Annotated in this window: 21 protein-coding genes; 14 read left to right on the top strand and 7 right to left on the bottom strand. The window is 53.5% G+C overall.

Translation table 11 applies throughout. The annotated features are described in order from the left end of the window. Positions 1-39: 39 nt before the first annotated feature. Positions 40-708, bottom strand: coding sequence for a phage shock protein PspA (gene pspA, locus O3S68_RS06395; protein WP_016495894.1), 669 nt, complete (start codon positions 706-708; stop codon positions 40-42). 152 nt (positions 709-860) lie between these two features. On the opposite strand from pspA, the gene pspF reads away from it, so the two are divergent. The 10 genes from pspF to pdeR all read left to right on the top strand — a co-directional run bounded on the left by pspF (position 861) and on the right by pdeR (position 13849). Further along, the gene (gene pspF / locus O3S68_RS06400; RefSeq protein WP_269231081.1) at positions 861-1856 is read left to right on the top strand and encodes a phage shock protein operon transcriptional activator; all 996 of its coding nucleotides are present in this window, start codon (positions 861-863) and stop codon (positions 1854-1856) included. Positions 1857-1954: 98 nt separating this feature from the next. Beyond that, the gene (gene sapA / locus O3S68_RS06405; RefSeq protein ID WP_016495892.1) at positions 1955-3595 is read left to right on the top strand and encodes an ABC transporter substrate-binding protein SapA; all 1641 of its coding nucleotides are present in this window, start codon (positions 1955-1957) and stop codon (positions 3593-3595) included. Further along, positions 3592-4557: a putrescine export ABC transporter permease SapB gene (gene sapB / locus O3S68_RS06410; protein ID WP_269231082.1), complete on the top strand. Its 966-nt coding sequence runs from the start codon at positions 3592-3594 to the stop codon at positions 4555-4557. Before sapA ends, sapB begins: the two co-directional genes overlap by 4 nt. After that, positions 4544-5434, top strand: coding sequence for a putrescine export ABC transporter permease SapC (gene sapC, locus O3S68_RS06415; RefSeq protein ID WP_016495890.1), 891 nt, complete (start codon positions 4544-4546; stop codon positions 5432-5434). The genes sapB and sapC overlap by 14 nt, the downstream gene beginning before the upstream one ends. Further along, positions 5434-6426, top strand: coding sequence for a putrescine export ABC transporter ATP-binding protein SapD (gene sapD, locus O3S68_RS06420; RefSeq protein WP_016495889.1), 993 nt, complete (start codon positions 5434-5436; stop codon positions 6424-6426). The genes sapC and sapD overlap by 1 nt, the downstream gene beginning before the upstream one ends. 1 nt (position 6427) lies before the next feature. After that, positions 6428-7234 carry a putrescine export ABC transporter ATP-binding protein SapF gene (gene sapF, locus O3S68_RS06425; RefSeq protein WP_016495888.1) on the top strand — a complete coding sequence of 269 codons (807 nt, stop codon included), beginning with the start codon at positions 6428-6430 and terminating at the stop codon, positions 7232-7234. Between the two features lie 121 nt (positions 7235-7355). Next, positions 7356-8144 (top strand): enoyl-ACP reductase FabI, encoded by a 789-nt coding sequence (gene fabI / locus O3S68_RS06430; protein ID WP_016495887.1) that lies wholly within the window; start codon positions 7356-7358, stop codon positions 8142-8144. A gap of 177 nt (positions 8145-8321) precedes the next feature. Then, on the top strand, positions 8322-9479 hold the full coding sequence (locus O3S68_RS06435; RefSeq protein WP_269231083.1) for a carboxymuconolactone decarboxylase family protein: 1158 nt from the start codon (positions 8322-8324) through the stop codon (positions 9477-9479). Positions 9480-9616: 137 nt separating this feature from the next. After that, entirely contained in the window at positions 9617-11551 is a 1935-nt protein-coding gene (locus tag O3S68_RS06440; protein WP_160270054.1) for an exoribonuclease II, read from the top strand. A gap of 306 nt (positions 11552-11857) precedes the next feature. Next, positions 11858-13849: a cyclic di-GMP phosphodiesterase gene (pdeR, locus tag O3S68_RS06445; protein ID WP_016495884.1), complete on the top strand. Its 1992-nt coding sequence runs from the start codon at positions 11858-11860 to the stop codon at positions 13847-13849. Here the strand turns inward: pdeR and O3S68_RS06450 are convergent. Then, positions 13846-14712: a crotonase/enoyl-CoA hydratase family protein gene (locus O3S68_RS06450; protein ID WP_016495883.1), complete on the bottom strand. Its 867-nt coding sequence runs from the start codon at positions 14710-14712 to the stop codon at positions 13846-13848. The genes pdeR and O3S68_RS06450 overlap by 4 nt on opposite strands. A gap of 193 nt (positions 14713-14905) precedes the next feature. On the opposite strand from O3S68_RS06450, the gene yciZ reads away from it, so the two are divergent. The 3 genes from yciZ to osmB all read left to right on the top strand — a co-directional run bounded on the left by yciZ (position 14906) and on the right by osmB (position 16415). Further along, positions 14906-15088 carry a protein YciZ/DeoL gene (gene yciZ / locus O3S68_RS06455; RefSeq protein ID WP_097405909.1) on the top strand — a complete coding sequence of 61 codons (183 nt, stop codon included), beginning with the start codon at positions 14906-14908 and terminating at the stop codon, positions 15086-15088. A 93-nt stretch (positions 15089-15181) separates the two neighbouring features. Continuing rightward, entirely contained in the window at positions 15182-15940 is a 759-nt protein-coding gene (yciT, locus tag O3S68_RS06460) for a DNA-binding transcriptional regulator YciT (RefSeq protein ID WP_044489347.1), read from the top strand. A gap of 256 nt (positions 15941-16196) precedes the next feature. Then, positions 16197-16415, top strand: a complete 219-nt coding sequence (gene osmB, locus O3S68_RS06465) for an osmotically-inducible lipoprotein OsmB (protein ID WP_025263597.1) — start codon at positions 16197-16199, stop codon at positions 16413-16415. A 111-nt stretch (positions 16416-16526) separates the two neighbouring features. Here the strand turns inward: osmB and yciH are convergent, their stop codons facing one another. The 5 genes from yciH to pgpB form a co-directional block, all read right to left on the bottom strand. After that, the gene (gene yciH, locus O3S68_RS06470; RefSeq protein WP_016495879.1) at positions 16527-16853 is read right to left on the bottom strand and encodes a stress response translation initiation inhibitor YciH; all 327 of its coding nucleotides are present in this window, start codon (positions 16851-16853) and stop codon (positions 16527-16529) included. Beyond that, positions 16853-17590: an orotidine-5'-phosphate decarboxylase gene (gene pyrF / locus O3S68_RS06475; RefSeq protein ID WP_160270050.1), complete on the bottom strand. Its 738-nt coding sequence runs from the start codon at positions 17588-17590 to the stop codon at positions 16853-16855. Before pyrF ends, yciH begins: the two co-directional genes overlap by 1 nt. A gap of 186 nt (positions 17591-17776) precedes the next feature. Then, positions 17777-18946 carry a lipopolysaccharide assembly protein LapB gene (lapB, locus tag O3S68_RS06480; RefSeq protein ID WP_269231084.1) on the bottom strand — a complete coding sequence of 390 codons (1170 nt, stop codon included), beginning with the start codon at positions 18944-18946 and terminating at the stop codon, positions 17777-17779. A gap of 6 nt (positions 18947-18952) precedes the next feature. After that, entirely contained in the window at positions 18953-19261 is a 309-nt protein-coding gene (locus O3S68_RS06485) for a LapA family protein (protein ID WP_045508064.1), read from the bottom strand. Positions 19262-19401: 140 nt separating this feature from the next. Then, positions 19402-20166: a phosphatidylglycerophosphatase B gene (gene pgpB, locus O3S68_RS06490; RefSeq protein WP_269231085.1), complete on the bottom strand. Its 765-nt coding sequence runs from the start codon at positions 20164-20166 to the stop codon at positions 19402-19404. A gap of 196 nt (positions 20167-20362) precedes the next feature. On the opposite strand from pgpB, the gene ribA reads away from it, so the two are divergent. Beyond that, on the top strand, positions 20363-20950 hold the full coding sequence (gene ribA, locus O3S68_RS06495; RefSeq protein WP_016495874.1) for a GTP cyclohydrolase II: 588 nt from the start codon (positions 20363-20365) through the stop codon (positions 20948-20950). Positions 20951-20961 lie beyond the last annotated feature (11 nt).

Here is a 20961-nt window from a genome sequence, read left to right on the forward strand (position 1 = left end):
GCGGATGAGGAGCGGCATCTTCTGATGCCGCCGTTATTATTATTCGTTGTCTTGTTTCATTTTGGCTTTCAATTGCGCCAGTTGCTCGCTGATTTCGTCATCGGCACGCAGTTCTGCAAATTGCTGATCCAGCGATTTCTGCTTTCCAAAACCGTGGCTTTCCGCTTCGGCTTCCATCTGGTCGATACGACGTTCGAACGATTCAAAGCGCGCCATCGCTTCATCCAGCTTGCCGCTGTCGAGCTGCCGGCGGACATCGCGCGATGAGCTGGCCGCCTGGTGACGTAACGTTAATGCCTGCTGGCGGGCTCGGGTTTCGCTGAGTTTATTTTCCAGCTCGCCGATCTCTTTTTTCATCCGCGTCAGACTTTCATCCACCAGCGTCACTTCCTGCTCAAGCGTTTCAATCAGCGCGGTAAGTTTTTGCTTTTCAATCAGCGCCGCACGCGCCAGATCGTCTTTATCTTTCCGCAGCGCCAGTTCGGCTTTTTCCTGCCACTCGGCCTGCTGCGCGCTCGCTTGTTCAATGCGACGCGTCAGCTGTTTTTTCTCCGCCAGCGCACGCGCTGAAGTTGAACGAACCTCCACCAGCGTATCTTCCATCTCCTGGATCATCAGGCGCACCAGCTTTTGTGGATCTTCGGCTTTTTCCAGCAGTGAATTGATGTTGGCGTTCACGATGTCGGCAAAACGAGAAAAAATACCCATAATCTGTTCCTCTTGATTTCTGTAATCGGGCTTAGCCCTGCTGCTGGACTATTACAAACGCCGTGCCAACTTTTTATCTCATTGAATATAAAGCAGATGAATAGTTTTACCGCAACGATAACTTAGGCTAGAGTAGTTAATATCACTAACTAGTGGCGAATTTCATCATGTCGGAACAAAAGGATAACTTGCTCGGCGAGGCCAACAGCTTTATTGAGGTGCTGGAACAGGTTTCGCGCCTCGCGCCCATCGATAAGCCGGTGCTGATCATCGGCGAGCGCGGTACCGGTAAGGAGCTGATTGCAAACCGTTTGCACTTTCTCTCTTCGCGCTGGCAAGGACCGTTCATTTCGCTCAATTGCGCGGCGCTGAATGAAAACCTGCTGGATAGCGAACTTTTCGGTCATGAAGCGGGCGCGTTTACTGGCGCGCAAAAACGCCATCCGGGCCGGTTTGAACGTGCCGATGGTGGGACGCTGTTTCTTGATGAACTGGCCACCGCGCCAATGCTGGTGCAGGAAAAGCTGCTCCGGGTCATTGAATATGGCGAGCTGGAGCGCGTCGGCGGAAGCCAGCCGCTACAGGTCAATGTGCGGCTGGTTTGCGCCACTAACGCCGATCTGCCGCAAATGGTACAGGACGGCACATTTCGCGCAGATTTGCTCGACCGGCTGGCCTTTGATGTCGTGCTCCTGCCGCCGCTGCGCCAGCGCCAGAGCGATATCATGCTGATGGCGGATCATTTCGCTATCCAGATGTGTCGGGAACTGAAATTGCCGCTCTTCCCTGGCTTTACCGATCACGCGCGCGACGTGCTGATGGGCTATTCATGGCCGGGTAATATTCGCGAACTCAAAAACGTGGTGGAGCGCTCGGTTTACCGCCACGGCAGCATCGATACGCCGCTTGATGACATCATCCTTGATCCTTTCAACCGTGATATCACTCCCCAACCACAAACCGGGCGGGAAGCAGCCGGGTTACCAGCGTTGCCGCTGGATTTACGCAAATTCCAGTTCGATCAAGAAAAAGCGCTGCTGCAAACCAGCCTGCAACAGGCGAAATTTAACCAGAAACGCGCGGCGGAGTTACTCGGGCTCACTTACCACCAACTGCGCGCCCTGCTGAAAAAGCACCAAATCAGCTGAAATCGCCGACAATAACAGCAGTCGTAAGCAGACATTTGTACGAAGCCATAGCAAGTGCGATACACTTTGCACATGAATTTAAAATCGTTGAAAAAATCATGCGTCTGGTTTTCTCTTCCCTGCTATTGACCGCAAGCCTGGCAACGGGTTTTGCGCAAGCGGCGACACCGCTTTCTGAGCAAGCGGATATTCGCGACAGCGGCTTTGTCTATTGTGTCAATGGCCAGGTCGATACCTTTAACCCGCAAAAAGTCAGCAGCGGTCTGATAGTCGATACGCTGGCGGCACAGCTTTATGATCGCCTGCTGGATGTCGATCCTTATACCTACCGGCTGGTTCCGGAGCTGGCGGAAAGCTGGGAAGTGCTCGATAACGGCGCGACCTACCGCTTTCGCCTGCGCGACGGCGTGGCTTTCCAGAAAACAGCCTGGTTTACGCCGCACCGCACCCTGAACGCTGATGATGTGGTCTTCACCTTCCAGCGCATTTTCTCGCGCAATCATCCCTGGCATAACGTCAACGGCGGTAACTTCCCCTATTTCGACAGCTTGCAGTTTGCCGATTCTGTCGACAGCGTGCGCAAGCTCGATAACCGCACGGTTGAATTTCGCCTGAAAAAACCGGATGCCTCCTTTTTATGGCATCTGGCGACACACTATGCTTCGGTGATGTCGGCGGAATACGCCGCCCAGTTAGAGAAAAGCGATCGCCAGGAGTTGCTTGACAGACAGCCGGTCGGCACCGGGCCTTATCAACTGGATGAATATCGTGCCGGGCAATATATTCGGTTACAACGTCACGAAAAGTTCTGGCGCGGTACCCCATTGATGCAACAAGTGGTGGTCGATCTCGGATCCGGCGGCACCGGGCGCTTGTCGAAGCTGTTAACCGGCGAGTGCGATGTGCTGGCATGGCCTGCCGCCAGCCAGTTGACGATTTTGCGTGATGACCCGCGTTTGCGGCTCACGTTGCGCCCGGGCATGAACATCGCCTACCTGGCGTTTAACACCAACAAACCGCCGCTGAATAACCCGGAAGTGCGCCATGCGCTGGCGCTGGCCATTAATAATCAGCGTCTGATGCAGTCGATCTATTACGGAACCGCTGAAACCGCCGCTTCAATATTGCCGCGCGCCTCCTGGGCCTATGACAACGAAGCGAAGATCACCGAGTACGATCCGGCGCAGGCTCGCGAACGTCTGAAAGCGCTGGGGCTGGAAAATTTGACGCTGCAATTGTGGGTGCCGACCAGTTCACAGGCGTGGAACCCAAGCCCGTTGAAAACCGCCGAGCTGATTCAGGCAGATATGGCACAGGTCGGTGTTAAAGTGGTGATTGTTCCGGTGGAAGGCCGTTTCCAGGAAGCGCGGCTGATGGATATGAATCACGATTTAACCCTTGCCGGCTGGGCAACGGACAGTAACGATCCCGACAGTTTCTTCCGCCCGATGCTCAGTTGCGCGGCAATCAACTCACAGACCAATTTTGCGCACTGGTGCAACCGAGAGTTCGACGAGGTGTTACAAAAAGCGCTGGCTTCACAGCAACTTGCGGCTCGCATTGATGATTATGACGAGGCGCAGCAGATACTGGCGCGCGAATTGCCGGTGTTGCCGCTGGCATCTTCCCTGCGTTTGCAGGCGTATCGCTATGACATTAAAGGCCTGGTGCTGAGTCCGTTTGGTAGCGCCTCCTTTGCCGGTGTTTCGCGGGAAAAACAAGAGGTATCGCCACAATGATTATCTTTACCCTGCGCCGCCTGTTATTACTGCTGGTCACGCTTTTTTTACTGACCTTTGTCGGCTTTAGCCTGAGCTATTTTACGCCCCACGCTCCGCTTCAGGGCGCGTCGCTGTGGAATGCCTGGGTGTTCTGGTTTAACGGTTTGCTGCACTGGGATTTTGGTGTTTCCAGCATCAATGGTCAGTTAATTTCAGAACAGCTTAAAGAGGTGTTTCCGGCCACTATGGAGCTATGCCTGCTGGCGTTTGGCTCCGCCTTATTAGTGGGTATCCCGGTCGGCATGCTGGCTGGCGTGATGCGCGGCAAGTGGCAGGATAAAATGATCAGCGCTTTTGCGCTGCTGGGCTTTTCAATCCCGGTGTTCTGGCTGGCACTGCTCTTAACCCTGTTTTTCTCGCTGAATTTAGGCTGGCTGCCGGTGTCGGGTCGTTTTGATCTGTTATACGAAGTCAAAACGGTGACCGGTTTTTCGCTGATTGATGCCTGGCTCTCCGATTCGCCGTGGCGCGAAGAGATGATTATCAGCGCCTTACGGCATGTTGTGTTGCCGGTGTTAACGCTGGCGGTGGCACCGACTACTGAAGTTATTCGTCTGATGCGCATCAGCACCATTGACGTGTTCGATAAAAACTACATCAAAGCGGCGGCGACGCGCGGCCTTTCGCGGCTGACGATCCTGCGCCGCCATGTTTTGCATAACGCCCTGCCACCGGTGATCCCGCGCCTCGGCCTGCAATTTTCGACCATGCTGACGCTGGCGATGATCACCGAAATGGTCTTTAGCTGGCCTGGGCTGGGGCGCTGGTTGATCAATGCGATTCGCCAGCAGGATTATGCTGCGATTTCCGCAGGTGTGATGGTGATAGGCTCACTGGTTATTATTGTGAACGTGCTGTCCGATATTCTCGGCGCGCTGGCTAATCCGTTGAAACATAAGGAATGGTATGCCTTACGATAGCGTCTACAGCGAAAAACGCCCGCCTGGCGCGCTGCGAACCGCGTGGCGCAAATTTTACGGCGATACCACCGCGATGATTGGCCTGTATGGCTGTGGCGCGTTAGTGCTGCTGTGTATTTTCGGTCACTGGTTTGCCCCTTACGGCATTGACCAGCAATTTCTTGGTTATCAGTTGCTGCCGCCCTCCTGGTCGCGCTATGGCGATGTTTCGTTTTTTCTCGGCACAGATGATTTAGGGCGCGATGTATTAAGCCGGTTGTTGAGCGGTGCAGCGCCAACGGTGGGCGGTGCCTTTGTCGTTACGCTGGCGGCAACGCTTTGCGGGCTGGCGCTTGGCGTTTTCGCCGGTTGCACTCACGGCCTGCGCTCGGCGGTGCTGAACCATATTCTCGACACGCTGCTGTCGCTACCGACACTGCTGCTGGCGATTATTGTGGTGGCGTTCGCCGGCCCGCATCTCTCGCACGCAATGTTCGCCGTCTGGCTGGCGCTGCTGCCGCGCATGGTGCGTTCCGTTTACAGCCTGGTGCATGACGAACTGGAAAAAGAGTATGTGGTTGCCGCGCGGCTTGATGGTGCGTCAACCATGAATATTCTCTGGTTTGCCGTGTTGCCGAACATTACCGCAGGCATGGTGACAGAAATTACCCGCGCGCTGTCGATGGCGATCCTCGATATTGCGGCACTCGGTTTTCTCGATCTCGGCGCGCAACTGCCCTCTCCGGAATGGGGTGCCATGCTTGGTGACGCGCTGGAGCTGATTTATGTTGCACCGTGGACAGTAATGCTGCCGGGCGCGGCAATTATGGTGAGCGTGTTGCTGGTTAATATTCTTGGCGACGGTATCCGCCGCGCGATCACTGCGGGGGTGGAATAATGCCGCTTCTTGATATTCGTAATCTCACCATCGAAGTGAAAACCGGTGAAGACTGGGTAAAAGCCGTCGATCGCGTCAGCCTGACGCTGGCAGAAGGTGAAATTCGCGGGCTGGTTGGCGAGTCCGGCTCCGGTAAAAGCCTGATTGCTAAAGCGATTTGCGGCGTTACCAAAGACAACTGGCGCGTCACCGCAGACCGTATGCGCTTTGATGATGTTGATCTGCTGCGCCTCTCCTCACGTGAGCGCCGCAAGCTGCTGGGCCACAACGTATCGATGATTTTTCAGGAACCGCAATCCTGTCTCGATCCCTCCGAGCGCGTTGGCAAACAGCTGATGCAGAATATTCCCGGCTGGACGTGGAAAGGCAGCTTGTGGCAACGTTTTGGCTGGCGGAAACGCCGCGCCATTGAGCTGCTGCACCGTGTTGGCATTAAAGATCATAAAGATGCGATGCGCAGTTTTCCTTATGAGCTGACCGAAGGTGAATGCCAGAAAGTGATGATTGCTATCGCGCTGGCTAACCAACCGCGATTGCTGATTGCCGATGAGCCGACGAACGCGATGGAACCGACCACCCAGGCGCAAATCTTTCGCCTGCTCGACAGGCTCAATCAGAACAACAACACCACCATTATGCTGATCAGCCATGATTTGCAGATGCTGAGCAAATGGGCGGATCGCATCAATGTGATGTATTGCGGCCAGACCGTGGAAACCGCGCCAAGCGAAGAGTTGATCGCAACGCCTCATCACCCTTATACGCAGGCGTTGATTCGCGCGATCCCGGATTTCGGCAGCGCGATGCCGCACAAAAGCCGCCTGAATACCCTGCCCGGCGCGATCCCGCTGCTGGAGCAGTTGCCGATCGGCTGCCGCCTGGGGCCGCGCTGCCCTTACGCCCAGCGTAAATGTGTGGAAACGCCGCGGTTAGCCGGTGCAAGAAATCATCTCTTCGCCTGCCATTTCCCGCTGAATATGGAGAGTGAGTGAGATGGTCGAAACCTTGCTTGAAGTGCGCAATCTGAGCAAAACCTTCCGTTATCGCACCGGCTGGTTCCGCCGCCAGACGGTTGAAGCGGTTAAACCGCTGAGCTTTACCCTGCGGGAAAAACAGACGCTGGCGATTATTGGTGAGAACGGCTCCGGTAAATCGACGCTGGCGAAAATGCTGGCCGGAATGGTCGAACCGTCTTCCGGCGAACTGGTGATTGACGATAAACCGTTGCATTACGGCGATTACACGTTTCGCAGCCAACACATTCGCATGATTTTCCAGGATCCAACCACCTCGCTGAACCCGCGCCAGCGACTGTCGCAAATCCTTGATTTTCCGTTGCGTCTGAATACGGATCTTGAGCCGGAAGTCCGCCAGAAGCGCATTCTTGAGACGCTGCGCATGGTCGGCCTGTTGCCGGATCATGTCAGTTATTACCCCTATATGCTGGCACCGGGGCAAAAACAACGCCTGGGGCTGGCGCGGGCGTTAATCCTGCGTCCGAAAGTGATTATTGCTGACGAAGCGCTGGCGTCGCTGGATATGTCGATGCGTTCGCAGTTAATTAATCTGATGCTGGAATTACAGGAAAAACAGGGTATCTCTTATATTTATGTCACCCAGCACATCGGCATGATGAAACATATCAGCGATCAGGTTTTGGTTATGCATCAGGGTGAAGTCGTCGAGCGCGGCAGCACCGCCGATGTGCTCGCCTCGCCGCTGCACGATTTAACAAAACGTTTAATTGCCGGGCATTTTGGCGAAGCGTTAACAGCCGATGCCTGGCGAAAAGACCGCTGATTCAATAGTTTCAGTGGTCGGATTAACTCATCCGGCGACTCATGATAGAATCGCCGCGTTTTAACGACGATCGCCCCATATAATGGCGCTCGCCACAACAATGAATATAAGGATTAGAGCTATGGGTTTTCTTTCCGGTAAGCGCATTCTGGTTACTGGCGTCGCCAGCAAACTGTCCATCGCATACGGCATCGCACAGGCTATGCACCGCGAAGGCGCTGAGCTGGCATTCACCTACCAGAACGACAAGCTGAAAGGCCGCGTTGAAGAGTTTGCCGCCCAGCTGGGTTCCAGCATCGTTCTGGAATGCGATGTCGCTAAAGATGAAAGCATCGACGCCCTGTTCACCGACCTGGCGAAAAGCTGGCCGAAGTTTGACGGTTTCGTTCACTCCATTGGTTTCGCACCGGGCGATCAGCTGGATGGCGACTACGTGAACGCGGTAACCCGCGAAGGCTTTAAAATCGCCCACGACATCAGCTCCTACAGCTTTGTGGCGATGGCGAAAGCCTGCCGCGAAATGCTGAATCCGGGTTCAGCGCTGCTGACGCTCTCTTATCTGGGCGCGGAGCGTGCGATCCCGAACTACAACGTAATGGGTCTGGCAAAAGCTTCTCTGGAAGCAAACGTCCGCTATATGGCGAACGCGATGGGTCCGGAAGGCGTACGTGTCAACGGTATCTCCGCCGGTCCGATCCGCACACTGGCTGCTTCCGGCATTAAAGATTTCCGTAAAATGCTGGCACATTGCGAAGCGGTTACCCCGATTCGCCGCACTGTGACCATTGAGGACGTCGGTAACTCCGCCGCGTTCCTGTGCTCCGATCTTTCTGCCGGTATCTCCGGTGAAGTGGTTCATGTTGACGGTGGCTTCAATATCGCCGCCATGAACGAGCTGGAAATTAAATAATCCCCACCGCCCCTTCTTCTGAAGGGGCGGTTTTCGATATGCCATTCTGATATTTATTATCACCTAACAATCTTTCATCCCTCTCCGTCATTACGCCAGGATTAAGCAGCAAAAAAGATCCGGCGACAATGATATGCCGTCGTATCCGGATCGCCACTTTCAGACCAAGGAACGACCATGGAACAACGCCGGATTGAAGGCAAAAGCCACTGGTATCATGAGACCCAGTCGAGTGCCAGCCGGGCACATGCGCTACCGTTAGTTCCCGAAGCGGCCACAGTAAACGACCCTTTTCTGCTCGACCTCGCCCTGCCGGAGAAACAAAAAAACGACCTTGAAGGCATTGTTTCGCCCGCACGAAAAATCTATGCCCTGCTATTTCCGCAGCGTGTAAACACCAGCCGTTTACGCACTTTCAGCGCCTATGATCGCCTCAGCACCGCCCTTACGGCGGCGCAGGTTTTCGGCGTTCAACGGTTATGCAATCACTACGCCGCGCGGCTGGCGCCGTTATCCGGCCCGGACTCGTCACGGGAAAGCAACTACCGACTGGCACAAATTACCCAACATGCGCGGCAGCTTGCCGCCTCTCCCTCGGTTATTGACGCACGTGCGCGACAACAGTTAGAAGACGTAGGATTAACGCTGTATGACCTGGTGATCATCAATCAGATTATCGGCTTTGTTGCTTTCCAGGCGCGCGTTGTCGCCGCCCTGCAGGCATCACTCGGCCAACCGGTGCGGTTTATACCCGGTATGGAAACCCAGCAAGAAGCGGACGCCGCGCTTTTTAGCGATATCGCCACTGAATGGCAGCCCGGTATCGATAGTGTCGATTTACGTACTGCAAATGCGCCGCAAATGGAGTCACTTGCGCGCTGGCAACCGCTGCCGGAACTACGCCTGCTTGCCCCCTTGTTGGCCCATGAACATCTGCTGCTCAATGAGCTTGGCGAAATGAACGAACAGGTGGCTAAAATCAGCCCCAATAAACAGCAGAGCTGGCTGGTGGCGGCCTACACCGCGCGCCTCAACGGCAGCACGAGCTGTTTTACCCAACAAGTGCAACGTGGCAGTGACGATGAGTTACTGGCGCAGGCTCTGCGCGCCGGCAGCCGCGAGCTCAATCGTGTGCTGGCAGGGAAAAACAAAGAGAGCGCTCTGGTGCAAGCCGTTCAGATGCTTACCTGCGCGCCGGACAGGTTCAGCCCCGCGCAATTTTTACAGCTTGAGGAACATGGCTACAGCCGCCAGACGGCAATGAGCTTGCTTGTCGCTTGTGCGCTAAATGGCTGGTTAAACCGGCTGCATATCGCCCTCGGGCAAAGCGTGTAGCCGCAGGCGGGTATAGCGCAGCGTAAGTGCTCTTGCCACTGGTTGCGCAGCATGATTTTGCTGAAACAGCGCTTGCCGCAGCAGGAAGAATCGCGTAAAACTGTCAGCCGCTCTTTTAGCCACGAAAATACATAATTATGCTCCAGGACAACCCGCTGCTAGCGCAGCTTAAACAGCAACTTCATTCCCAAACTCCGCGTGCGGAAGGTGTTGTAAAAGGCACTGAAAAAGGCTTTGGATTTCTGGAAGTCGACGCGCAAAAAAGCTACTTCATTCCGCCACCGCAGATGAAGAAAGTGATGCACGGCGACAAGATTATTGCCGTCATCCACAGCGATAAAGACCGTGAAAGCGCGGAGCCTGAAGAGCTGGTCGAGCCGTTCTTGACCCGTTTTGTTGGCAAAGTGCAAAAGAAAGACGATCGTCTTTCTATCGTGCCGGATCATCCGTTGCTAAAAGATGCTATCCCCTGCCGCGCCGCCCGTGGCGTTGAGCATGATTTCAAAGAGGGCGACTGGGCCGTCGCTGAAATGCGTCGCCATCCGCTGAAAGGCGATCGCGGTTTCTACGCTGAACTGACGCAGTTTATCACCTTCGCTGAAGACCACTTTGTGCCGTGGTGGGTCACCCTGGCGCGCCACAATCTGGAAAAAGAAGCGCCAAATGGCGTGGCGACCGAAATGCTGGATGACGGCCTGCAGCGTGTGGATTTAACCGCGCTGGATTTTGTCACCATCGACAGCGCCAGCACCGAAGATATGGACGATGCGCTGTATGTTGCGCAGACCGCTGAAGGCGAACTGCAACTGACCGTGGCAATTGCCGATCCTACGGCCTGGATTGCCGAAGGCAGCAAGCTCGATGAGGCTGCGAAGATCCGCGCTTTCACCAACTATCTGCCGGGTTTCAATATCCCGATGCTGCCGCGCGAGCTGTCTGACGATCTTTGCTCTCTGCGCGCCAACGAAGTGCGTCCGGCGCTGGTTTGTCGGATGACGCTGGATGCAGACGGCGCTATCAAAGACAATATCGAATTTTTCGCGGCGACCATTGAGTCGAAAGCCAAACTGGCTTATGACGATGTCTCCGACTGGCTGGAAAACACTGGTAACTGGCAGCCAACAAACGATGCCATCGCGGCGCAGATCCGTCTGCTGCAGCGCGTCAGCCAGCTGCGCGCCCAATGGCGCCAGAACCACGCGCTGGTATTTAAAGACCGTCCGGATTACCGCTTTGTACTTGGCGAGAAAGGCGAAGTGCTGGATATCGTTGCCGAGCCACGCCGCATTGCTAACCGCATTGTTGAAGAGTCAATGATTGCCGCCAATATCTGCGCTGCACGCGTACTGCGCGACAAGCTCGGCTTTGGCATTTATAACGTGCACCTTGGTTTCGACCCGGCGAACAGCGAACAACTGGCCGCGATGCTGAAAACGCACGGTATGCATGTTGATGCCGAAGAAGTGCTGACGCTGGAAGGTTTCTGCAAATTGCGTCGCGAGCTGGATGCGCAGCCTTCAGGCTTCCTCGATAGCCGCATTCGCCGCTTCCAGTCTTTCGCGGAAATCAGCGTTGAGCCTGGCCCGCATTTTGGTCTTGGCCTGGAAGCGTACGCGACCTGGACCTCGCCTATCCGTAAGTACGGCGACATGATCAACCATCGCCTGCTGAAAGCGATTATCAAAGGCGAAACGCCGAAGCGCCCACAGGACGATGCCACGGTGCAGATGTCTGAGCGCCGTCGCCTGAACCGCATGGCGGAACGCGATGTCGGCGACTGGCTCTACGCCCGTTTCCTGCAAAACAAAGCCGGTACCGATACCCGTTTCGCGGCAGAAATTATTGATGTCAGCCGCGGCGGTATGCGCGTACGGCTGGTGGATAATGGTGCCGTTGCCTTTATTCCGGCTCCGTTTATTCATGCCGTGCGCGACGAGCTGGTGTGCAGCCAGGAAAATGGCACCGTGCAAATTAAAGGTGAAACCGTCTTTAAAGTGACCGACGTTATTGATGTCACGATTGCGGAAGTCCGTATGGAAACCCGCAGCGTTATTGCCCGCCCGGTGCTGTAACGTTTTTTAATCATGGCGCTTTCCAGCCCTGGGAAGCGCCAAATTACTGTTGCGATACCACGCGCATTTTTTTCTGAATTCTTCACACAATCCTGCAAAAACGACCACAATAAAACCTCAGGCAACTGTTTGTTTACTGCGGCTTTATGCTATTTATGACAGATCTTTTTTCGCTACCAGGCCGGGTTTTAACAAAACATTCCAAGAAGAAACAACACGTTCATGCCTGATTACCCCCTTTAAAAAGGCGGTTATCCGTCAATAAATTGTGTACCCGTTGCGCTTTTATGTGGGTTGGGAGATTGCATGAAAGACTTTCAGGAACAGAACCTGCTGTTTCGCTATCTGGGTTCGACAAGCCCCTTTTGGCGTTTAACCGCCGACAGTAACGCACTGCACTTTGCTCCGGACGAAAACGCCGATGTCAGCCAGGTTGTTGCGCTGAGCGACGAGCAAGCAGCGCGGATCCGCGAAATGACGGTCATCACGTCCAGCCTCACGATGCATCTCTCTTTATTCGGCGAGGACGTTGCCGTGCACCTTGTCGGCAGGAAAATATCCCGCAAAGCCTGGGCGGGTAGCGCATCGGCCTGGCACGATACCAAGTCAGTAGCCCGCGATCTGGTGCAAGGCCTCTCCTTCGCAGAGCAAGTTGTTTCCGAAGCGAATTCAGTGATTGTGATCCTCGATAAGCACGGGAATATTCAGCGGTTTAATCGTCTGAGCGAAGAATACACCGGCATGAAAGAGCAAGAGGTCATCGGGCAAAACGTTTTTAAACTGTTTATGAGCCGCAGCGAAGCGGTGGCTTCAAAACGTAATATCAGCGGTTTTTTTCGTGACGGTAGGCCATATGAAGTGGAACGCTGGGTTAAAACCCGTAAAGGCCAGCGTTTATTTCTGTTTCGCAATAAGTTTGTTCACAGCGGCAGCGGTAAAAATGAAATTTACCTCATCTGCTCCGGTACGGATATTACTGAAGAGCGGCGTGCGCAAGAGCGATTGCGGGTTCTCGCCAACACCGATACGGTGACGGGTTTACCCAATCGCAACGCTATTCATGAGTTAATTAGCGATGCGATAAGCGCGCGCGGGGAAACGCAGGTCGGCATTGTCTATCTTGATCTGGATAATTTTAAAAAAGTGAATGATGCCTATGGGCATATGTTCGGCGATCAACTCTTGCAGGCAGTCGCGCTGGCGATATTGAGTTGTCTGGACGAAGGCCAGGTGCTTGCAAGGCTCGGCGGCGATGAGTTTATCGTACTGGCAACAGACACTTCACAGAGCCTGCTGGAAGCGATGGCATCGCGCATTCTGACCCGTTTACGCCAGCCTTTCCGTATCGGCCTTATTGAAGTTTACACCGGTTGTTCGCTGGGCATTTCGCTGGCTCCGCAGCACGGTAATGACCGGGAAAGCGTGATCCGCAACGCCGACACGGCGATGTATACCGCTAAAGAGAGTGGCCGCGGCAAGTTTTGCGTCTTCTCGCCGGAAATGAATCAACGCGTATTTGAATATTTATGGCTCGATACCAATCTGCGTAAAGCGCTGGAAAAAGAGCAACTGGTGATCCATTACCAGCCCAAGATCACCTGGCGCGGCGAAGTACGTAGCCTTGAAGCGCTGGTCCGCTGGCAATCGCCGGAGCGCGGCCTGATCCCGCCGCTGGACTTTATCTCCTATGCTGAAGAGTCAGGTTTGATTGTGCCGCTGGGGCGCTGGGTCATGCTGGATGTGGTGCGGCAAGTGGCGAAATGGCGCGACAAAGGCATATTTGTGCGCGTAGCGGTAAACGTCTCTGCGCGCCAACTGGCGGATCAGACAATTTTCAGCGATCTGAAACAAGCGCTGCTGGATCTTAAATTTGAATATTGCCCAATTGATGTGGAGCTGACCGAGAGCTGCTTGATTGAAAACGAGGAGCTGGCGTTGTCGGTTATTCAGCAATTCAGTGCCCTGGGCGCGCAGGTGCATCTTGATGACTTCGGCACAGGTTACTCGTCCCTGTCACAACTGGCGCGTTTTCCGCTGGACGCTATCAAACTCGATCAATCTTTTGTCCGTGAAGTGCATAAGCAGCCAATATCGCAATCACTGGTGCGAGCGATTGTCGCCGTCGCACAAGCGCTTAATTTGCAGGTGATTGCTGAAGGTGTGGAGAATGCAAAAGAAGACGCCTTTCTTACAAAGAATGGCGTCAATGAACGGCAGGGTTTTTTATTTGCCAAACCAATGCCCGCTGCCGTATTCGAGCGGTGGTTCAGGCGTTATCAGGCACGTAAATCGCGTTAGCCCGCTTTCAGCGCCACCGCAGCGTGGCGATCCTGTAACAGGACTAAACGTTCCATATAAGCAATATCTTTCGGTTGCAAACAGAAAGCCGAGTCCACCCAGTCTTCGGTAATGTCCATCAGTTCACTGCGCGGTAACTGCAAAACGCGCTGGCGGGCGCGCAGCATTGCCCGCACACCGTTTAACCGGGGTTGCAGGGTATCGATAAAGGTACGTGTCGCAAGGAACCCCTGCCCGGATTCGAAAGAGACATCCACCAGCCCTTGCGCCTCATACCACTCTGCCGCGTGCGACTCCCCTTTGTAGATCAGCTCTTCCGCCAGTTTCATTCCCGAACGACGCGCTACCAGTGAGTACGCGCCCATACCGGGAAAAAGATTGAAGGCGATTTCCGGGAAACCGAGTCGTGCGTCGCGCTGCGCCAGCACGAAATGGTGCGCCAGCGCGGCTTCGAAACCGCCTCCGAGCGCACTGCCTTCGACCATCGCCAGCGAGATGGCTCCCGTGTCAAACCCTCTTGACGCGGCGTGAACGCAATCCACGCAGGCGCGGGCATAGGCGCGCAGGGCTTCGCGTCGACCATTCTTGATACAATCAACAAAAAATTGTAGATCGCCGCCGGTGTTGAACATGCCGGGGACTAACGATCCGGTTACCCAAAAATCAACGGCAAATCCCGCTTGTCGGACAAGCCAGGAAATATTCATGATCTCCTCAATTAACGCATGGTTGAAGCAAGGTCTTGGCCTGGCGCGCAGCATCATCCACACGGTACGGCGCTCCTCCTCGTAATAGCCAGAAAGCTGCGTAAAGCGTTCTTCGTCAGTAAACAGTTTGCAGGTGGTCTGGTTGATAATCGTCATTGCTTTATCCTCCGGTAATAAAAGCGCATTGCGCGCACTGCAAGACTAATCCACCGCCAGAGCCAGCTCTTTGTTGCGTAATGAATATATAATTGGCGCTTATAAGTTTTTGAGATTTCCTTTTTTTCCTTCTCTTTTTAAACTGTTTTCTGCATCATTGAATTCATTCGTTTTTCGACATAAAGGTGAAGGTATGGCAGACATCGACGTGAAACACCTTGCCGGCCGGATAGATACCGTTCTGGATATTCTGGTTGCGGGGGATTACCAATCCGCCATTCGGAACCTGGAAATTTTGAAGGCGGAATTATTGGATCTTGATAACAACGATAAAGCGGCCCCTTCTGGTGCGCCGAAAACGCCCTGGGAAATTTAACTACCCTTATTTTCGCCATGACGCGGCAGCCGGGAATGCGACGCGCGTGCTGGCGATTCCCTTTCTTCAAACCATTATTCGAAATATGTGGCTATGAATTCCCGACAACAACTTATTTTGCAGACGGTCATCGACAAGGGCCAAATGAGTGTTACAGACCTCGCGCGTATGACCGGGGTATCTGAAGTCACGATTCGTCAGGATCTGAATACGCTCGAAAAACAAAGCTATTTGCGCCGTACGCATGGTTTTGCTGTGCCGCTGGACAGTGACGATGTTGAAACACGCATGATGAACAACTACACCGTGAAGCGCGATTTAGCTGATTTTGCAGCATCGCTGGTGAGTTCAGGTGAAACCGTGTTTATTGAAAATGGCAGCAGTAACGCCCTCCTCGCCCGTAAACTGGGCGAACAGCGTGATATCACCATTATCACTGTGAGCAGCTATATAGCTCATCTGCTCAAAGAAGCGTTGTGTGAAGTGATCCTGCTTGGCGGCATTTATCAGAAAAAGAGTGAAAGCATGGTCGGCCCGCTGACGCGCCAGTACATTCAGCAGGTGCATTTCAGCAAAGCCTTTATCGGGATCGATGGCTGGCAACCGGAAACGGGTTTTACCGGGCGCGACATGATGCGTACTGACGTGGTCAATGCTGTGCTGGAAAAAGGCAGCGAAGCGATTGTGCTCACCGATAGCTCCAAGTTTGGCGTAGTCCATCCTTATACGCTTGGCCCCGATGAACGCTTTCAGCGGGTGATCACCGATTCAGCCCTTAAGCCGGAAGCACATCTTCAACTGCAGCAAAAAGGCCTGATTGTCGATATCGTTAACACTGGCGGGTTTCGCTAATCCTGTTAGCCCGCGGCGCGGGCTATCTCCCTCATATCTGAGACTATTCTGACGTTTCGATTAAGACTATTTACCTGTCTTGTTACCGGTCTGCGCGTAAAATTATTATTAGCGATATAACAGGAAGTGACTATCACTGACGTGATTGAATTACACCTGCGCAGCAAGGTTTCACGGGAAATCTTTAGGTCCGCTCACAAGCACTATACTTAAAGAGAACATTCTTCCGTGAATCGATTATTCAGGAGAAAGTATGATGATGTTAACAAGCAAAAAAATGGCCGCAGCAGTACTGGCAGTTACCCTGGCAATGTCTCTGAGCGCTTGTGGTCACTGGTCTAAACGCGATCGTAATACCGCAATCGGTGCGGGTGCGGGTGCGCTTGGTGGTGCTGTGCTGACGGATGGTAGCACGCTCGGTACGCTGGGCGGTGCAGCTGTCGGCGGTATCATCGGTCACCAGGTTGGTAAGTAATTGGTCATTTAAACGGCGACAATAAAAAATAATACTTTCTTTTTCAGGTCTACGTTTCACAGTGCAAATAATAAGGCCGCGGTAATGACCGCGGCCTTTCTGTATTCAGGTTTAACCACCCGCTAATTTCACTTTCATCCCTTTGGCTTCCAGCAATGATTTAAGTAAATCACGTTTGTCGCCCTGGATCTCAATGACGCCCTCTTTCACCGAACCACCGCAGCCGCATTTTTTCTTTAATTCTGCGGCCAGCTTAGCCAGTGCTTCATCATCTTCATCAATGCCGGTTATCAGGCACACGCCTTTGCCTTTGCGGCCGCTGGTCTGACGCTGGATACGTACAACACCATCACCTTTCGGGCGTGTATGTTGCTCTTTTGGCTCGTCAATGCGCCCGGTTTCGGTCGAATAGACCAGACGGCTGTTGTCGTCTTTCATTATTCCCCCATACCCAGCGATGCATTAATTGCTTTAAGGGTTTTCGCCGGGTCGGCAGACTGCGTAACCGGACGCCCAATCACCATATAGTCTACACCTGCCGCAAGCGCCTGTTCCGGCGTCATGATGCGGCGCTGATCGCCAGATTCGCTGCCGACCGGGCGAATGCCCGGCGTGACCAGTTTGAATGCTTTGCCTAATGCGTTTTTAAAACGGACTGCTTCCTGGGCGGAGCAAACAACGCCATCAAGGCCACATTGCTGCGTAAGGCGAGCCAGGTGCTCCGCATGCTCCGCAGGCGATGCGTTGATGCCAAGATCCTGTAAATCACTCGCTTCCATGCTGGTCAATACGGTGACCGCAATCAGTAACGGCGCATCTTTACCAAACGGAAGCAGCGCCTCTTTCGCAGCCGTCATCATCCGCGCGCCGCCAGAAGCATGCACATTCACCATCCAGACACCTAAATCTGCTGCCGCTTTCACCGCATGCGCTGTCGTGTTGGGAATGTCATGGAATTTCAAATCGAGAAAAATATCGAAACCGCGCTGTTGCAGATCGCGCACCAGCTGCGGGCCGAATAAGGTGAACATCTCTTTGCCAACTTTCAGGCGGCAATCACGCGGATCGATACGGTCAACAAACGCCATGGCCGTGTCGCGGTTATCGTAATCAAGTGCTACTACAATCGGGGAAGCAGTAACGGTGCGGGAAGTCGATAAAACAGTAGACGTCATGATCAGACCTTCTGAAATGAGGGCACCCGCTCAGGCGCGAGAAGAATAAACGGCGAGCATTCTACCCGCGAGCGCGTAGAAATAACAGGTTCGATTTTTTTGCTGCTAAGCGAAGACCAGCGCAGATGCCGCATAGTCAAAAAAACATCATTAGTATGTTGTAACTAATGATGATGTTTTTAAAAATTACTGGCCATCCAGGCCGCGAATCGGTTTAACGGTTGACCACGCCCGGCAAGATGGACAATGCCAGTACATAGTAAACGCGGTGAATCCACATTTATGACAGCGATAACGGGGTTTACTGCGCACCTGCTCGCCCACCATTTCACGCAGCACCATCAGGCTCTCTTTGGCGCGCCCCTCCTCGGCTTCGTTGAGGTGGTAATCCATTAGCTTATGGAAAACGCGCATGGTGGGATGCCGCTGCAGTTGTCGCGTAACATAGCTCTGCGCCGCGTCAGGCCCATCGCGGCGCTCCATAATATCTGCCAACATCAATTCGGCAGTCGCACCGGTGTTCTCTTCCACGCAACGCTGTAAAAATGCTGCCCATTCGTCATTTTTACCCAATTGCTGATAGCAGGTTTGCAGCATTTCCAGCGTTTCGCTGACGAGTTCTTTATCCTGATCGATAACGCGTAACAGGCTTTCCACCGCTTTTGCATAATCGCCATCGGCCATAAACACACGGCCCATCATGATAGAGACGCGCGGGCTGTCACGATCGGCGGCAGCGCCTTTTTTCAGCAATGCCATCGCCCGCCCAATCTCTTCGTTGCCCATCTGCTGCAGCGCCAGCTCACAGTAGAAATGCGCGATTTCACCCCGCTGCTTATCTTTGCCGAGTTTCACTAACCGCTCAGCGACATCAATGGCTTTTTGCCACTCGCTGGTCGCCTGATAAATTTGCAGCAATTGCTGGAGCGCACCGACTCGAAAATCGGTTTCATCCACCAATTGGTTAAACATATCTTCCGCGCGATCGTACATGCCGGCTGCCATGTAGTCGCGGCCAAGTTGCTGCACCGCCAGCAGGCGCTGGTCGTAAGAGAGGGACGCGCTTTCCATCAATGTCTGATGAATACGGATTGCACGGTCAACCTCACCGCGCGAGCGGAAAAGGTTGCCGAGAGTGAGGTGCGCTTCAACGGTCCCGGTGTCCTCTTTCAACATATCGAGGAACAGATCAACCGCTTTATCTTGCTGATTACTCAGTAAAAGGTTAACCCCGGCGACGTATTCACGTGACAGCCGGTTAGCCTCATCCTGTTTTGTCTGTTGAGCATTTCTGCGCCCCATATACCAGCCATAGGCAGCCGCGACAGGTAACAACAGAAACAACAACTCCAGCATAAAATATTATTCCTTCACTGCCGTTGAGCCGGTTGCAACCGTAACAGTTGTGGCAGGAGTAAGCTGGTGCTCAAGACGTTTGATTTTACGTTCGGCGCGCGCCAGAGAAACGCGAACGCGTAGCCAGAAAAGGCCACAAATCAGCCAGCCGATAATAAAACCAGCAGCAAACAGCACGGCCAGCAGCGTGGAAATCCTGTATTCACCCTGTGCGAGCAAATAGTTGAACGTGACTTGCTGATCGTTTTGCGCGCCAAGGGTAATCGACACAACAAAAATCGCTAACACCAGTAAGAAAATGAGTAAATATTTCACATTACGTCCCGTTATGTGCTGCCGAGCGATGAATTTATATGCAACGACTGCATTCAGCCCTATAAACTACCATTTTAGCGCCCGGCGCGAAATGGAAATGCATGATGTTAAATTCTGATTTGCGGGCGAAACAGCGGAAATCAACCCTCTTGATCGCGAGCTATAATTTCCGGTACTTCTTCCGCAGGCGGCATGAGCGGGCCGCAAATACGCTGGGCAAGCCAGGTCGCCAGCGTCACAAGCAGCCAGGATATCAACGTCGCAACCACCAAATCGCGCGGCCAGTGCATGCCTAACAGCAGCCGGCTCCCCATCACGCCTGTCGCCCACACAAGCAGCACAGCAATCGTCCATGTGCGTCTGCGTGGCCACAGCAGCCCCACGGCTAATAATGCCCAACTTGCGGCAAACATGGTATGTCCGGAGGGAAACGCGAAACCCGTCTCTTTTTGCCAGTGTTTACGTAAAAACCCAGGAATATCATGCTGGCTGGAGAGTTGTTTTTTCACTAACTCTCCACGGTCCTTACGTTTCAAAGTGTAGAACTGTTCGGCCTGAACATCGTGCGTTTTTTCCAGCCACAGGACGAAAGGTCGCGGCTCCTGAACACGCTCTTTGACAAAAGATTTAACCCCCTGTCCTGCCAGAATCGCGCAGCCAAGAATAACGAACAGCATCACTGCAGCCTTGAGGCGAAAACGCAGGCACCAGAGAAACCACGCGCACAAAAAGACATGCGTGATAATTCCCCACGGTTGGGTAACGGTTTCTGTTAACCAGTATAAAAAATGCAGCCACCAGCGGGTTTGCCCCGGCTCCCAGTTCCAGCCGGAAATCCACATTATCAGCGGCATTATCAATAAAATCGCCGCACCTGCTGTTGTTCGCATTGCAATGGAAAGCATCTTTTCTCCTTCTGATTTCGCGAACCAATATAACTGAAAAATAACATTTCCGCTGAAACCTGCGCATTTGTGCGTTTAAACGGCAATGCGTGGGTCACCTGTAGGCGATGCGTAATGCATTGTGGCAAAATGAGGTTATACAGAAGGCCAACAGGCTAAAGGTGCGCAGTGCACCACTAAAAATCCGGAGATTCACATGCAACTTAAACGTGTGGCAGAAGCCAAACTGCCAACCCCATGGGGCGACTTCCTGATGGTGGGTTTTGAAGAACTGGCAACCGGGCAGGATCATGTCGCTCTTGTTTTCGGTGATATTTCCGGGCAACTGCCCGTCCTTGCGCGCGTTCACTCCGAGTGTCTGACCGGCGATGCCTTGTTCAGCCTGCGCTGTGATTGCGGTTTTCAGCTTGAAGCGGCGCTCAATCACATTGCAGAAGAAGGACGCGGCGTACTGCTTTATCATCGCCAGGAAGGCCGTAACATCGGTTTGCTGAATAAAATTCGCGCGTATGCGTTGCAGGATCAGGGCTATGACACCGTTGAAGCGAACCATCAGTTGGGTTTTGCTGCCGATGAACGCGACTTCACGCTTTGCGCGGATATGTTTAAATTGCTGGCGGTAGACGAAGTTCGTCTGCTGACCAATAATCCCAAAAAAGTTGAGATCCTGACCGAGGCAGGAATCAATATTGTGGAGCGCGTACCGCTGATCGTCGGGCGTAACCCGAAAAACGCGCACTATCTCGATACCAAAGCAGAAAAAATGGGGCACCTGCTGAAATAAGCGCCCCATCG

Source organism: Kosakonia sp. SOY2, assembly GCF_027109175.1.
Lineage (GTDB): Bacteria > Pseudomonadota > Gammaproteobacteria > Enterobacterales > Enterobacteriaceae > Kosakonia.